The organism is Bradyrhizobium sp. Unk1 (assembly GCF_059512345.1).
This window is the reverse complement of sequence record NZ_JCAMOP010000014.1, coordinates 45,365-60,483: the sequence shown is the minus strand read 5'-3', so window position 1 is coordinate 60,483 and position 15,119 is coordinate 45,365. Positions and strand designations below refer to the sequence as shown.

Sequence of the window (15,119 nt, the reverse complement as noted above, 5' to 3'; positions counted from 1 at the left end):
CGCGATGGGCCACTAGGAGACATGTGTCCCTGCCCGGCGATAGCGGACATCGTTGCAGTTATTTGTCGAGTTGTTCTCATCATGCCATGCGCGGTTTGGTAGTTGGCACCAGTACTGTTACACCATTTGGCAACAATCGAAGGTAAGCCGCGGCCGAACCCCGCAAGCTAGAAGTATGCTATGCTGACAAGATCAGGATAGACTTTTCTGCCGTAGTCCCCAAATTTGGCTGGCCGTCAATCAGACAGTCGGTGGAGCCAATGCAGCAGATTGCGGAGTGGCTCGATACACTTGGCCTAGGGCAATACGCGCAGCGCTTTGCCGAGAACGACATTGATCCAAGCGTTCTGCGCGAACTGACTGACAATGACCTCGAAAAACTTGGTGTCTCGCTCGGCCATCGCAAAAAGATGTTGCGCGCGATTGCGGAGATCGCTGAGACCGGACGAAGACCCGTGCGTACTCCCTGGACCTCGGCCGAGAGACGTCAACTCACGGTGATGTTCGCTGATTTAGTTGGCTCGACGGCGCTCTCGACAAGGCTCGACCCGGAGGATTTGCGAGAAATCATTGGTGCGTACCACCGCTGCTGTGCCCAGCAGATCGCGAAATTTGGCGGATTCGTTGCAAGATATATGGGCGACGGCGTGCTCGCATATTTCGGCTATCCGCGGGCGGATGAAGACGATGCTGAGCGCGCTGTAGGCGCCGGACTGGCATTGGTCGCGGCCGTGACGGGCCTCGATGCCGGTCCAGGGGTAAGATTGCGAGCACGAATTGGGATTGCCACTGGTTTGGTGATCGTCGGTGATCTCATCGGGGACGGCCCATCGCAGCAGTGTGAGGTGGTCGGTGAGACCGCCAATCTGGCCTCGCGGCTTCAGGCGCTGGCCGAGCCGGATACAGTTGTGATCGACGGCAGCACCCGCCGCCTCATCGGCGGCCTCTTCGAATATTTCGCTCTCGGGAGTGTGTCCATCAAAGGCTTCCGCGATCCGGTGCCGGTCTGGCGAGTCATCGGTGCGAGCGCGGTCGATAGCCGCTTCGAGGCCTTGCGCGTAGCCAGAACGCCACTACTCGGTCGTGATGAGGAGATCGAGCTGATCATGCGCCGCTGGCAGCAGGCAAAACGTGGTGATGGCTCTGCCGTGCTGATATCGGGTGAACCCGGCATCGGCAAATCGCGCCTTGCCGAGACCGCGGTGGAGCGGCTGAGCGATGATCCACATATCCGCTTGCGCCGTTTCTGCTCGCCACATCACCAGGACAGTGCACTTTTCCCGACCATATCACAGCTCGAGCGCGCAGCAGGATTCCGGCGTGACGATACGGACCAGCAACGTTTGGACAAGCTCGAGGCGTTGCTCACGGAGGCAAACGCGGACCTTAGCGAGGCCGTTCCTCTGATCGCGGACCTGCTGTCCGTGCCAACAGGCGATAGCTATCCACCTCTCAGCCTCACGCCGCAGAAGCGCAAGGAGAAGACGCTCCAGGTCCTCCTAGCCCAGCTCGAGGGACTGGCAACGCGCCGGCCCGTGCTGATGGTGTTCGAGGATGTGCATTGGATCGACCCCACCTCGCTCGACTTATTGGACCTCGTCGTCGACCGGGTGGCCACCCTCCGGGTCTTGCTGATCATCACTTTCCGGCCCGAGTTGGCGCCGCCCTGGACCGGGCGCTCGCACGTGACATCGATGAGCCTCAGTCGTCTGTCGCGTCCACAGCGCGCCGAGATGATCATGCAGGTGACCGGCGGCAAGGCGCTGCCCCAAGAGATCGCCGAACAGATCATCGATCGGACCGATGGCGTACCGCTGTTCATCGAGGAATTGACCAAGGCGGTGATCGACAGTGGCATTCTGGCCGATGCTGGTGACCGCTTCGATGCGAGGGAGCCCGTGCCTCGACTTGCCATCCCTACCTCGCTCCACGCCTCGCTCCTGGCTCGTCTCGATCGCTTGGCGCCAGTCCGCGAGCTGGCGCAGATCGGCGCCGCTCTCGGGCGGTCGTTCTCGCATGAACTGATCAGCGCGGTCGCAGCGATGCCGCAGCAGCAGGTAGACGGGGCCTTGGCGCAGCTCGTTCGCGCCGAACTGGTTTTCCAGCGGGGGATCCCGCCTGATGCAGAGTACACCTTCAAGCACGCGCTGGTGCAGGACGCAGCCTATAGCACCATGCTGCGCGGTCGACGTCAGCATATCCATGCCCGCGTTGCGACGACGCTAGAGAGCCAGTTCCCTGAAATCGCGGCCGCTCAGCCGCAACTCATGGCCTATCATTGTGCCGAGGCCGCCTTCAACGACAAGGCGGTCGGCTATCGACTCAAGGCCGGCCAGCAGGCGGTCGCGCGGTCGGCGATGACGGAAGCGGTAGCGCAGTTGCAGAGGGGTCTCGAACTGCTGGCGAACATGCCCGAGGAGTCGCGGCCCGTGCAGCACGAACTCGACCTGCAGATTGCCCTCGGGCGGGCTCTGATGGCGGCTAGGGGGTATTCGGCGCCGGCGGTGGCCGATACCCTCGACAGGGCGCGAGCACTCGCGGAGCGGTTCGATCGACCGGATCGTCTCGCTCCGCTGCTCTATTTCCAATGGGGCTTCCACTCGGTTCGGGCCGAGCACAAGCTGGCGGTATCCCTTGCCGAGCAGATGGAGAAATTGGGCGACACAAGAAACGATCGAGCCACTCTGCTGCTGGGTCGCTATATCCACGGCGCCAGTTGCCACTATCGCGGGGAGTTTGTGACAGCACGCGGCCTTCTTGAGCTGTGTGACGGCTTGAGAGATCCCGCCGCTCGCGCGACTTGTGCCGCCATAGCGGTGGCCGATCCGCACGCGGCGAGCCAGGGTCACTTGGCGGTGACATTGGCGCTTCTGGGCCACATCGATCAGGGACGCGCGCGCGTCGACGAGGCGCTAAAGGAGGCCCGTTCGCTCGACCATCCGTTCACTGTGGCCTTTGTGTTGAGCAAGGTGTGCGCAGTGGAGGCGGCCGCCGGCTTGCCGCTTGACACATTGCGGCATGCGGAGGAACTGCTGTCCCTCTCGAACGAGCATGGCTTTCCGCTCTGGTTGGGTCTCGGACTTCTCCAGCGTGGTCGCTCGTTGACAGCACTTGGACAAGCGCAGGACGGCATCCCGTTGCTCGCGAAAGGGCTCTCGGTGCTTCGTGGTGCCGGAGCTGTCGTGCACACGCCGCGCGCACTTTGTTTTCTCGCCGAGGCTCACGCCAAGGTCGGGGATCTGCAGGAGGAGCGGAACTGCCTCGTCGAGGCTGCGCAGCTGATCGAGACGACCGAGGAACGATCCAGTGAAGCCGAGCTGTATCGACTTCGAGGCGACATGGCGAACGCGCGAGGCAACCAAGCAGCTGCGGAGCAGAATTATCATCGAGCGCTCGCGGTGGCCAAGCGCCAGAGTGCGAAGACGTTTGGGCTGCGCGCTGCGACCAGCCTCGCCCGCCTGTGGCGCGATCAAGGCAAGTGCATGGAAGCTCACGACGTCCTCGCGCCGGCATATGGCTCGTTCACCGAAGGCTTCGACACGCCAGTCCTGAGGGACGCCAGGGCGCTGCTCAACCAGCTGGCCTGATGCAGTCCCGCCTTGCGCGTTGCGGGAGAGCTGCTACTTGCCCATATTCCAAGGCTGGACTCCTCTGGTCTACGATCTCATTCAGGTGTCGTCTGCGGCTAGTCGGCGGCGCGCAGAGCGTAGGCATCGGATCCCATTGCCAGCATGCGCTTCATGCCGTCAGAATGACCGCTTCGGGTCAAAATGCGCGCCTTGCCTTCTTGCACGATGAGGCCGGCAAGGCGACGGGCCTGGTACTCAATCCCGGGCCCTGGCAGATCACGGGTCAGCGGATTAACTGACGGGGAGAAAACAAGAAGCGCAGTTCCGCGCGGGATCATTTCCAACGGATTCAGCCGGAGGCGCCGCGCTCGCCGCCGTCGGCGTGGTTGTCAAACAGTCACTCCGCCGCAAAGACCCTTGATTTCTTCGGGTCCAGCTTTTCGACGACGTCCAGATCGCCGTCGTCGACAACGTCCTCTTCCTGAGGATCGCTTCCCGCGTGTCGTTTCGGACTGAACCATTGCGAGACACGGTCCAGATAAAGATAGACAACCGGCGTGGTGAAGAGCGTCAGGACCTGGCTGACCAAGAGACCGCCGACCATGGCATAGCCGAGCGGTTGACGCAGTTCCGAGCCGGTGCCGTGGCCCAGCATCAGCGGCACGCCGCCGAGCACGGCCGCCATCGTGGTCATCAGGATCGGGCGGAAGCGCAGCAGGCAGGCCCGGCGAATGGCCTCGACCGGCGACAGGCCCTGATCCCGCTCCGCCACGATCGCGAAGTCGACCAGCATGATGCCGTTCTTCTTGACGATGCCGATCAGCAGAACGAGGCCGATGAGACCGATCAGGCTGAAGTCGAAGTGGAAGATGAGGAGCGTCGCCAGAGCACCGACACCGGCCGACGGCAAGGTCGACAGGATGGTCAGAGGGTGAATGTAGCTCTCGTAGAGCACGCCGAGAATGAGATAGACCACGATCAGCGCCGCCACGATCAACAAGGGCACGGAGGAGAGCGACTCCTGGAATGCCTTCGCCGTGCCTGCGAAAGTCGAGGTGATGGCAGCCGGCACGTTCATCTGCTTTTCCATCGCGTCGATCGCCTGCGTCGCTTGGCCGAGCGCGACGTTGGGCGCGAGGTTGAAGGAGATCGTCACCGCGGGAAACTGGCCCTGATGGTTGATGGCCAGAGGCCGGACCGGAGCCGTGGTCCACTTGGTGAACGCCGACAGCGGCACCTCTCCTCCCGTCGTCGGTGAGCGGAGGTAGATCTGCTCCAGCGTGGACGGATTCTTCTGCAACGAGGGCAGCACCTCGAGGACGACATAATAGGTCGACAATTGGGTGAAATAAGTCGCGATTTCCCGCTGCCCGAATGCGTCATACAGGGTCGCGTCGATCACGTCAGGCGTGATCCCGAAACGCGCGGCCTGATTGCGGTCGATCGACAGCGTCAGCGTGGTGCCCGACGTCTGCTGGTCGGACGCGACGTCGCGAAGCTCGGGCATCTCCTTCATCTTCGCGAGCAGCTTCGGGGCCCATGTGTTGAGCTGGTCCATGTCGGTCGACTGCAGCGTGAACTGGAATTGCGTCCGCGACGCCCGGCCGCCGACCCGGACGTCCTGCGCCGACTGGAGATAGAGACTTGCACCCTGAACCTTCGCCGTCTGGGCCTGCAGGCGACGGATGACCTGGTCGGCCGAGTCGGTACGTTCATCCCGCGGCTTCAACGTAATGTACATCGTGCCGTCATTGAGCGTATTGCCGCTTCCGCCCATCCGCATCGCCATGTGGTCGATCGCAGGGTCCTTCAGCACGATCGCGCCGATCTCCTGCATGTGCTTCGCCATATCGGCGATCGACACGTCCTGCGATGTTTCGACGATCCCGGTGATCAGCCCGGTATCCTGCTGCGGAAAGAACCCCTTGGGGATGATCACGAAGAGGTAGACCGTCAGCGCGATCGTCGCGAAGAACACCATCAAGGTGATGAAGCGGAAACGCAGCACGAGGTCGAGGCCTCGCTCGTAGCCGTTCACGAGGGCCTGGAACATCCGCTCGCTGAGCATATAGAGCCTGCCGTGATGCTCCTCGTCGTGCGACTTGAGGAAGCGCGACGCCATCATCGGCGTCAATGTCAGCGATACCAGGGCCGACACGGCGATCGTCATCGCGAGCGTCACCGAAAATTCGCGGAATAGGCGGCCGATAATGCCGCTCATCAGCAATAGCGGAATCAGGACCGCGATCAGCGAAATCGAGATCGAGATGATCGTAAACCCGATTTCGCTGGCGCCCTTGAGCGCGGCGGCCATCGGCGTCTCGCCCTCCTCGATATAGCGGGTGATGTTCTCCAGCATCACGATGGCATCGTCGACCACGAAGCCGACTGCGATGGTGAGGGCCATCAGTGACAGATTATCGAGGCTGTAGCCGGCTATCCACATCAGCGCGCAGGCGCCCAGCAACGCAAGCGGCACCGTGATCGACGGAATAATGGTGGCCCAGACGCTGCGCAGGAAGACGAAGATCACCATCACGACGAGGCCGATCGTCAACAGCAGCGTGAACTGTACGTCCTTCACCGCCGCGCGGATCGTCTGCGTGCGGTCCGACAGCACCGAGACCTTGATGGCCGGCGAAATGCCGGCCTGCAGATGCGGCAGCTGCTTCATGACGCTGTCGACGGTGTCGATGACGTTGGCGCCGGGCTGCTTGAAGATGACCAGGAAGACGCCGGGCTTGCCGTCAACCCAGCCGTATTGGGTATTGTCCAGCGGTGCACTCACGGCATGGCCGATGTCGCCGACACGGACGGGACTGCCGTTCCGATAGGCGATGACGATGTCGTTCCAGGCCTCGGCCTTGGTGAACTGGTCGTTGGCATAGACGGTGTAGGTGCGGGTGTCGCCGTTGAGGGTTCCCTTGGGATTGTTGACGGTGATCACCGAAAGCGGGGTGCGCACGTCCTCCAGCGACAGGCCCTTGGCCACCAGCTTGGCGGGATCGATCTGGACACGGATCGACGGCGCCTGCTGTCCACCGACGCTGACCTGGCCGACGCCGCTGATATGGCTGATCGCCTGCGCGAGCTTGGTGTAGGTCTCGTCGGACACCTGCGTCATCGGCAGCGTCGTCGACGTGGCGCCGAGCGTGAGAATGGGCGAGTCGGCCGGATTGACCTTTCTGTAGGTCGGCGGGGTCGGCATGTTCTTGGGCAACTGCCCGCTCGCGGCATTGATGGCGGCGAGCACGTCGGAGCCGGCACCGTCGATGTTGCGCGAGAGATCGAACTGCAGGACGATCTGGGTCGAGCTGGTCTGGCTCTGCGACGTCATCTCCGAGACGCCGGGAATGAGCGCAAATTGCGATTCAAGCGGTTGCGCCACCGAAGAAGCCATCGTTTCCGGATCCGCGCCCGGAAGGTTGGCGGAGACCTGAATGGTGGGGAAGTCGACCTCCGGCAGCGGCGCCACCGGCAATTGCGGGTAGGCGATGATCCCGACGAAGACGATGCCGACCATCAGCAGCGACGTCGCGATGGGGAGGCGAATGAAGGGAGCCGAGATACCGCCAGCCATGTTAGTCCGCCGATCCGCTTTTGGCCTGGGGGGCTGTGGCGCTCGCGTCCACCGTCGGCGCGGCCTGCGGCTTGTCGTCGACCAGCGCGCCGTCGAACAGGCGCGACTGTCCGGCCACCACGATCCTGTCTCCGACGTTCAGGCCTTCGGAGACGACGGCATTTGCGTCGCCGCTCTGGCTGACCTTGATCGGCCTGGCGCTGACCTTGCCGTTGTCGCCGATCACGTAGGCGAACAGACCCGACGGCCCGTGCTGCACACCATCCTGCGGCACCACGATGACCTGCTTGAGCGTGCCGATCAGCATTCGCGTGGTGACCGACAGGCCGGGCCACAGTGCGTTGTCCTTGTTGTCGAAGCGCGCTTTCAGACTGATGGTCCCGGTGGCCTGGTTCACCGAATTGTCCATGACCACGAGCCTGCCTTGCGACAGCGTCCTGGTTCCGTCCGAGGTCAGCGCATCGGCGGGCACCTCGCCGGCTTCATAGGCTTTGGCAATGGCCTGCAATTGCTCTTCCGGTTCCGTGAACTGCACGGCAATCGGCTGCAGCTGGGCGATGGTGACGATCCCCGTCGTATCCGCGGCATGCACGATGTTGCCGGGGTCAACCAGCCGGAAACCCGTTCGTCCGGTAATCGGCGCCTTAATCGAGGTGTAACCGAGATTGGTTTGCGCGTTGTCGATGGCGGCCTGGTCGCCCTTCACCTGCGCGATCAGTTGATCGACCAGCGCCTGCTGGGTATCGAGATTTTGCTGGGTCTCGAATTGCTGCTTCGCGAGCTTCTGAAATCGCTCCAGGTTCAACCGGTCGTTCCTCAGATTGGCCTCGTCCTGGGCCTTCTTCGCCACCGCCTGCTCGAGAGCCGCGGTAAAGGGGCGTTGATCGATCTCCAGAAGCGGATCGCCCTCCTTCACCATCTGCCCCTGTTTGAAGAACACCTTGGTGATCTGACCGTCGACACGGCTCTTGACCGTGACCGTCCTGAACGGCGAGACGACTCCGAGACCGTAGGCGCGCACGGGAAAGTCGGCCTTCTTCACCACGAACGAGGTGACGGGAATCTTCGCCGCGGCCTGACTGGCAGCGCTTTGGGCGGCCGCCGCGGCTGGCTTGACGCCCCCGAGGAGCTCATACCATACGCCATAGGCCACCGCGGCTATTGCAAGGATTCCAAACAGCGCAACGCTGAGCTTCGGTCGCGTTGACAAATTGATGGACCTCTAACTGTTTGCACCTGCCTTCAGAAAACCGACTGATTGCAGGTGCGACTGCCGCCTCGGATTGGAAGTATCGCGGACAAAATCCCAGCGTCAAAATGACGATCGCGTGCGAAAATCTGTACAAATTTTCATGTTCGCTCGCTGCAAAACGCAATCGGTGAATCAAAGCCGTCCAACGAAGGCCAGGCAGACATAAACAGAAACGATATGGAGAGATGCGAGAGATCACCGCGGCATCACACTGAATTGCGCCGGCGATCGCGAATTTCAGGACCGCCCGCCTCAGGTCAGGCCTTATCATTGCAGTTCAGCAAGCGCTGCTTGATGGGAACGAGGCGCGAGATGAAGGCTGATCAACCGAACCACCGGGGAAATGTCGTACCGTTTCGAACGCGATCGGGAGGCGGCAGAGATCCGGTCGATGATGTGCGGTCCGGCGACATTTTGCGCATGCTCGACCTCTCGAAGTTCGAACATCGCTCCGCTGTCGAGAATCGAGCCAGCATGCGTTCCAACATCGCGGCAATGGTTCTGCTCGGGCTTCTCGTATTCATTGCAACAGAGGACTTTTCCAGACTCGAGCAATCGAACCTGTGCTCACAAAACTCGGAGTGCAGGAATTGAATAGCGTTCGTCATCAACTGACGGCGTAACGACGAATCGCAATTTCAGCGGCAAGCGTGTCAGCCAACCGGTGTTCGCGCGGATGTCAGCGATGTCCGGCTTGCCTTCAACGAGGAACGAAGGTCCGGAAGACCCCATTGGCACCGTCCCGCCAATCGTGTAACCCGGCCGAAACCCTCGCCGGGACGGGACGCTGATGAGTGCGGTTGCCACTGATAACGCGGGAGATGGCACCCGCGCGCTGATCTTTGCGCTGCTTGCGCTCGCCTGCGGGCACATGCTGTCGACCTTGCTGCGCACGATTCCCGCCGTCAGCCTCGATTTGATGGCGGCGGATTTCCACATCGAGCCGCAGGCGCTGGCGAGCCTCACCTCGGTCTATCCCTTTGCCTTCGCCGCCGCGCAGATTCCGGTCGGCGCTGCCATGGATCGCTTTGGCGTCCGGCCCGTGTCGCTGAGCCTGCTCATGGGAACCGTGATCGGCGCCATCGCGTCGGGATTCGCCACGGGGCCCGAAAGCTTCGCGGTCGGGCAGGTGATGCTCGGCATCGCGACATCAGGCATGCTGATGTGCCCGATGACGCTGGCGGCCAAGCAATTGTCGGCGGCACGGTTCGGGCTGTGGTCCGGCGCGATCCTCTCGATCGGCAATATCGGCATGCTGCTGTCGTCGAGCCCGCTCGCCTTCGTGGTCGATCATTACGGCTGGCGCGCCGGATTCTGGATCTCCGCGCTCGGCGGCGTCTTCGTCGCGCTCGCCGTGTTCGTGCTGGTGCCGAGGCAGCCGGCCGAGCACAAGGACGAGTCCTCGCCGCTGTCGCAGATGATCGAGGTGCTCAGGCTGGGACTCTCGCGCCCCCTTCGTGGCCTGATCGCGCTGGCGCTGGTGTCGCTCGCAACCTCGCTGGTGCTGCGCGGCCTGTGGGGCGGACCTTGGCTGATGGAGATCAAGGGACTGACGCGGGTCGAGGCCGGCAACCAGCTCGGCGCATTCACGCTGGCGATGATCGCAGGTCCCCTGTGCATCGGCATGATCGACCGCAGGCTCAGTCGCCGCCGCGAACTGGTGGCGGGCACGCATATGGTCGGCGCGCTGCTGCTGGCGCTGATGGCGCTGGGGGCGCCGCATTATGCGGTCTCGATCCTGTTCGGCGTGCCCGTGATGCCGCCGCAATATGATCTCGTGCTGTTCGTGCTCATCGGCCTTGCGACCTCCGCCCAGCCGCTGCTGTTCGGCATGTCGCGGCAGCTGGTCGATGCGCAAACCGCGGGCAAGGCGCTCGCGGCGATCAACCTCGCCTTCTTCCTCGGCGCCGCCCTGATGCAGTCGATGACGGGCGCCGTGGCGGCGTTCGCGGGGCTGCCGGCGGTGCTGCTGTTCATGGCGGCGGCGCTACTTCTGGGCGCGCTGATTTTCCTCGCATACACGCGGAGCGTCTGAGGCCCTTGCACAACGGTGCGCCGCGGGGGATGCTGGCGCACTCCGTGCATCAAGGGAATGAACTCAATGCCTGTCGATACCAAAGCTGCCACCGACCGCCTCATGCGCTTTCTCGCCGTCGAGGGCGTCACCGGACAGGAGGCGGCGATCGGGCGTGAGCTCACGGCCGCGCTGAAGGAGAGCGGCGTGCCGGCCAAGGCGATTCGGCTCGACGACGCCAACACCCGCATTCCCGTGCCGACCGAGACCGGCAACCTGATCGTCGACCTGCCCGGCCGCGGCGCGCTGCACAACCAGCCGCGCATCATGTTCATGACCCACATGGACACCGTGCCGCTGTGTGCCGGCGCCAAGCCGAAGAAATCCGGCCGCAAGATCGTCAACGAGGCCAAGACCGCGCTCGGCGGCGACAACCGCTGCGGCTGCGGCGTGCTGGTGACGCTGGCCGCCGAGCTCGCCAAGCAGAAGCTCGATCATCCCCCGATCACGCTGCTGTTCTGCGTGCGCGAGGAGAGCGGGCTCTACGGTGCGCGCCACGTCAAGCTGGATGAGCTCGGCTCGCCGGTGATGGCCTTCAACTATGACGGCGGCTCGGCGTCCAACGTCGTCATCGGCGCCGTCGGCGCGGACCGCTGGAATGTCGAGATCTTCGGCCGCGCCTCGCATGCCGGCGTCGCACCGGAGCGCGGCATCTCCTCGACCATGATCATGGCGCTCGCACTTGCAGACGTGAAGGCCGGCGGCTGGTTCGGCAAGGTGGTGAAGGGCAAGGGCGCCAATGCGCGGATGGGCACCAGCAATGTCGGCCCCGTCACCGGCGGCGAGGGCCGCCCGGCGGGCGATGCCACCAACGTCGTCACCGACTACGTCCATGTGCGCGGCGAGAGCCGCAGCCACGACGGCAAATTCTTCAAGGAGATCACCAAGGCCTACAAGGCCGCGTTCGAGAAGGCCGCCAAGAAAGTGACGAACGCGCAAGGCAAGTCCGGCAAGGTCAAGTTCAAGGCCGAGACCGACTATTTTCCGTTCCGCATGAAGGACAATCTCCCCGTCGTCAAACGCGCGGTCGAGGCGGTCTCCGCGGTCGGCGGCACGCCGAACGTCCGCACCGCCAATGGCGGCCTCGATGCCAACTGGATGGTCCGCCACGGCGTTCCCACCGTGACCTTCGGCGCCGGCCAGAACGAGGCGCACACGATCGACGAGTGGATCAATCTCGACGAATACGACCGCGCCTGCGCGCTGGCCGTGCAGCTCGCGACGATGCGGTGAGGTGCGTCGCGTGAGCTCTGAAAGATCGTTTGTCGCCAATGACGGCACCGTCATTGGGTATCGGCAGCTCGGAACAGGTCCCGGACTTGTGCTGCTCCATGGCGGGCTGCAGAGCGCGGCAAGCTTTGCCGACCTCGGAGCAGCGCTGGCTGACCGCTTTACTGTCAACATCCCGGACCGTCGAGGTCGGGGTCTGAGCGGCGCCTTTCGGCCCGATCACTGCATGGCGACCGAGATCGATGATTTCGGTCGGCTTCTCGCCGAGACGGGAGCCCGCAATGTGTTTGCACTCAGCGCCGGAGCGCTGATTGCCTTGCACACCGCGCTTGTCAATCCGGCGATCTCACGCCTTGCCCTTTACGAACCTGCGCTCGAGTTCGGCTCGGTCCAACCACGGTACTGGGCCTCGAACTACGAGGCGGCCCTGACCAAGGGAGACCTGGCTGCGGCCTTTGTCGCCGTGATCAAAGGCACCGGCGACGACGGGATCATGACAAAGCTCCCTGCGCCTGTGCTGAGATCGTTCTTCGCCATGATGATGCACCTGCGTCGAAATGCAGGCGCGGGCGATCGCCCACCTCTGGCTACTCTCATCCCGTTGGTCCATTACGACATCGAGCTCATCAAGGAGATGGCCGGCGACCCCGATCGCTTCAGGGGCCTGGGAACGAAAACGCTGCTTCTCGGTGGCGATCGCAGCCAGGGCTATCTCAAGGCTGCGCTCGATGCGCTCACTCCGATCCTGCCGAACGCGACACGCGTTGAGTTCAAGGGCACCGGCCACATCGCGGCAGACAACGCAGGCGATCCTGCCCGCGTCGCCGCGGAGTTGCGGCGTTTCTTCGCATGACCTGCGAAGACCGCGCGAAGACGTAGCAGCATTGCCGCAAACGAGGTTGCCTGCCGGTGCACGCCAGCCTAGCCTGCAACAAAAAGCAGGGAGGCCGCATGGCACGCATCTCGACAGTCGAGACCGGACTCTACCGAATCCCCCTCCCCGTCACGCTGTCCGACTCCACGCATGGCGAGATCGCGGCGTTCGAGCTGATCACCTGCCGCATCCGCGATGCCGACGGCGCCGAGGGCGTTGGTTATACCTACACGGTTGGGCGCAATGGCGGGGCGACCGCGGACATCCTCAAGCGCGAGATCCCGCCGCTCGTCGAGGGACGCGAGGCCGACGACACCGAAGCGATCTGGCATCACGTCTGGTGGGGCCTGCATTATGGCGGCCGCGGCGGGCCGGCGGTGCTGGCGCTGTCCGCGCTCGACATTGCATTGTGGGACCTGAAGGCGCGGCGCGCGAAATTGCCGCTGTTCCGCCTGCTCGGCGGCTTCGATGCGCACGTGCCCTGCTATGCCGGCGGCATCGACCTCGATCTCTCCGTCGAGGCGCTGCTCGCGCAGACCGACGGCAATCTCGCCAAGGGTTTTCGCGCCATCAAGATGAAGGTCGGCCGGCCCGATCTCAAATCCGACGTCGCGCGCGTCGCTGCGATGCGGCAACATCTCGGCGACGGCTTTCCGCTGATGGCGGACGCCAACATGAAATGGACGGTGGAGGAGGCGATCCGCGCCGCCCGCGCCTTCGTCCCCTACGACCTCACCTGGCTCGAGGAGCCTGTTATCCCCGACGACGTCGCGGGCCATGCCCGCATCATGCAGGCCGGCGGCGTGCCGATCGCGGCCGGCGAGAATCTGCGCTCGCTGTGGGAGTTCAAGAACTACATCGTCGCCGGCGCGGTGTCCTACCCCGAGCCTGACGTCACCAATTGCGGCGGTGTGAGTGCGTTCATGAAGATCGCGCGGCTGGCGGAGGCGTTCAATCTCCCGGTCACCAGCCACGGCGCGCACGACATCACGGTGCATTTGCTCGCGGCCTGCCCGAACCGCTCGTACCTGGAAGCGCATGGTTTCGGACTGGACAAGTATATCGAGCACCCGCTGGTGCTCGCGGACGGCAAGGCGCTCGCGCCGGACCGGCTGGGCCATGGCATCAGCTTCGACTGGAAAGGGCTGGCGAAGCTCTCGCCGTAGGGACGCATTGCTGCACGCGAGGCATTCGCAAGCGCTTGACGGGTCGGCTCGATATTCGGCTATGCTGGCATTAGCCGTCCCCCCTTGCGAAAGACCCCTGCCTTGCCCCCCGAGCTGCACCAGAAACTGACCCAGTGGCGCCGTCATCTGCATGCACACCCGGAACTGGGCCTCCACGAGAAGGCCACCTCGGCCTTCGTGCAGGAGAAGCTCACCGAGCTCGGCATTCCCTTCGAGGCGGGCATCGGCGGCCACGGCGTCGTTGCGACGCTGGCGCGGGGGGCGGCGCAGGGCCGCGTCGGCCTGCGCGCCGACATGGATGCGCTGCCGATCACCGAGGACACCGGCCTGCCCTACGCCTCGACGACATCAGGCGTGATGCATGCCTGCGGCCATGACGGACACACCGCCTCGCTGCTCGGTGCGGCCGCGCTGCTGGTGGCCGACACCAGCTGGAGCGGCACCGTCGACTTCATCTTCCAGCCGGCCGAGGAAGGACTTGGCGGGGCGCGCGCGATGGTCGGCGCGGGCCTGTTCGACCGCTTTCCGATGACGCGGGTGTTCGGCTTCCACAACTGGCCGGGGCTCGCAGCCGGCACCATCGCGGTCCATGACGGCGTCGTGATGGCTTCCGGCGGACGCGTCAGCATCACCATCGACGGCCATGCCGGACATGCCGGCATGCCGCATCTGACCCGCGATCCCGTGATGGCGGCGGGACACCTGATCGTGGCGCTGCAATCGGTCGTGTCGCGCAGCATCGACCCGCTCGACACCGCCGTGCTCTCGCTGTGCACGCTCGAAGGCGGCACGGCGCGCAACCAGATCGCAGGACGCGTCACCATCGGCGGCACGCTGCGGTATCATCGCGACGCGGTGAAGGACGTCATCCTGGCGCGGATCGAAGAGATCTGCGCAGGCATTGCAACGACCTTCGGCGTCAAGGTCACGCCGGAAATCGTCATGGGCGTCGGCGTGGTGGTCAACACGCCGGCCGAGGCGGGCCTGGCGCGCCTTGCCGCGGAGAGGGTGCAGACCGAGGTGCGACGCGATCTCGCGCCGAGCATGGCCGGCGAGGATTTCGCCTTCTATCTCAAACAGTGCCCCGGCGCTTTTGCCTGGATCGGCAACGGTGAATTGCGCGACGGCGCCGAGCTGCACGGCCCGCGCTACGATTTCAACGACGCGATTTTGCCGGTCGCCTCGACCTGGATGGCCGAGGTCGCCAAGGTGGCGCTGAAGTCGAACTGACCCCGGAACGGCAGGGCCTCGGATTCCCTGCGCGTGACGTCGGCCGTGCGCCGACCGCCCCGCCGCACTGTCCCACCGACACTTTTTCTTTGGCCTGCAACCCTTTGAACATGCAGCGGCGAT

Annotated in this window: 9 protein-coding genes; 6 read left to right on the top strand and 3 right to left on the bottom strand. The window is 63.9% G+C overall.

The annotated features are described in order from the left end of the window. Positions 1-260 precede the first annotated feature (260 nt). Positions 261-3,587 carry an adenylate/guanylate cyclase domain-containing protein gene (locus AC5ZFO_RS19445; protein WP_282522707.1) on the top strand — a complete coding sequence of 1,109 codons (3,327 nt, stop codon included), beginning with the start codon at positions 261-263 and terminating at the stop codon, positions 3,585-3,587. A 98-nt stretch (positions 3,588-3,685) separates the two neighbouring features. On the opposite strand, the gene AC5ZFO_RS19440 is transcribed toward AC5ZFO_RS19445, so the two are convergent. Genes AC5ZFO_RS19440 through AC5ZFO_RS19430 form a run of 3 tightly spaced genes read right to left on the bottom strand, consistent with a single transcriptional unit; the run spans position 3,686 to position 8,359 of the window. Further along, a complete protein-coding gene (locus AC5ZFO_RS19440; protein ID WP_282522706.1) occupies positions 3,686-3,913 on the bottom strand; it encodes a hypothetical protein in 228 nt (75 codons plus the stop codon). A 53-nt stretch (positions 3,914-3,966) separates the two neighbouring features. Then, on the bottom strand, positions 3,967-7,149 hold the full coding sequence (locus AC5ZFO_RS19435) for an efflux RND transporter permease subunit (protein WP_282522705.1): 3,183 nt from the start codon (positions 7,147-7,149) through the stop codon (positions 3,967-3,969). Between the two features lies 1 nt (position 7,150). After that, positions 7,151-8,359, bottom strand: coding sequence for an efflux RND transporter periplasmic adaptor subunit (locus AC5ZFO_RS19430; protein WP_282522704.1), 1,209 nt, complete (start codon positions 8,357-8,359; stop codon positions 7,151-7,153). An 832-nt stretch (positions 8,360-9,191) separates the two neighbouring features. Here AC5ZFO_RS19430 and AC5ZFO_RS19425 point away from each other — a divergent pair. The 5 genes from AC5ZFO_RS19425 to AC5ZFO_RS19405 all read left to right on the top strand — a co-directional run bounded on the left by AC5ZFO_RS19425 (position 9,192) and on the right by AC5ZFO_RS19405 (position 14,996). Beyond that, the gene (locus AC5ZFO_RS19425; protein WP_282522702.1) at positions 9,192-10,436 is read left to right on the top strand and encodes an MFS transporter; all 1,245 of its coding nucleotides are present in this window, start codon (positions 9,192-9,194) and stop codon (positions 10,434-10,436) included. A 66-nt stretch (positions 10,437-10,502) separates the two neighbouring features. Next, complete coding sequence (locus AC5ZFO_RS19420; protein WP_282522701.1) at positions 10,503-11,708, top strand: M20/M25/M40 family metallo-hydrolase; 1,206 nt, start codon at positions 10,503-10,505, stop codon at positions 11,706-11,708. A gap of 1 nt (position 11,709) precedes the next feature. After that, positions 11,710-12,558 (top strand): alpha/beta fold hydrolase, encoded by an 849-nt coding sequence (locus AC5ZFO_RS19415; RefSeq protein WP_308777016.1) that lies wholly within the window; start codon positions 11,710-11,712, stop codon positions 12,556-12,558. A gap of 98 nt (positions 12,559-12,656) precedes the next feature. Next, on the top strand, positions 12,657-13,745 hold the full coding sequence (locus tag AC5ZFO_RS19410; RefSeq protein ID WP_282522699.1) for a mandelate racemase/muconate lactonizing enzyme family protein: 1,089 nt from the start codon (positions 12,657-12,659) through the stop codon (positions 13,743-13,745). A gap of 102 nt (positions 13,746-13,847) precedes the next feature. Beyond that, positions 13,848-14,996 carry an amidohydrolase gene (locus tag AC5ZFO_RS19405; RefSeq protein ID WP_282522698.1) on the top strand — a complete coding sequence of 383 codons (1,149 nt, stop codon included), beginning with the start codon at positions 13,848-13,850 and terminating at the stop codon, positions 14,994-14,996. The last annotated feature ends 123 nt before the right edge of the window (positions 14,997-15,119 follow it).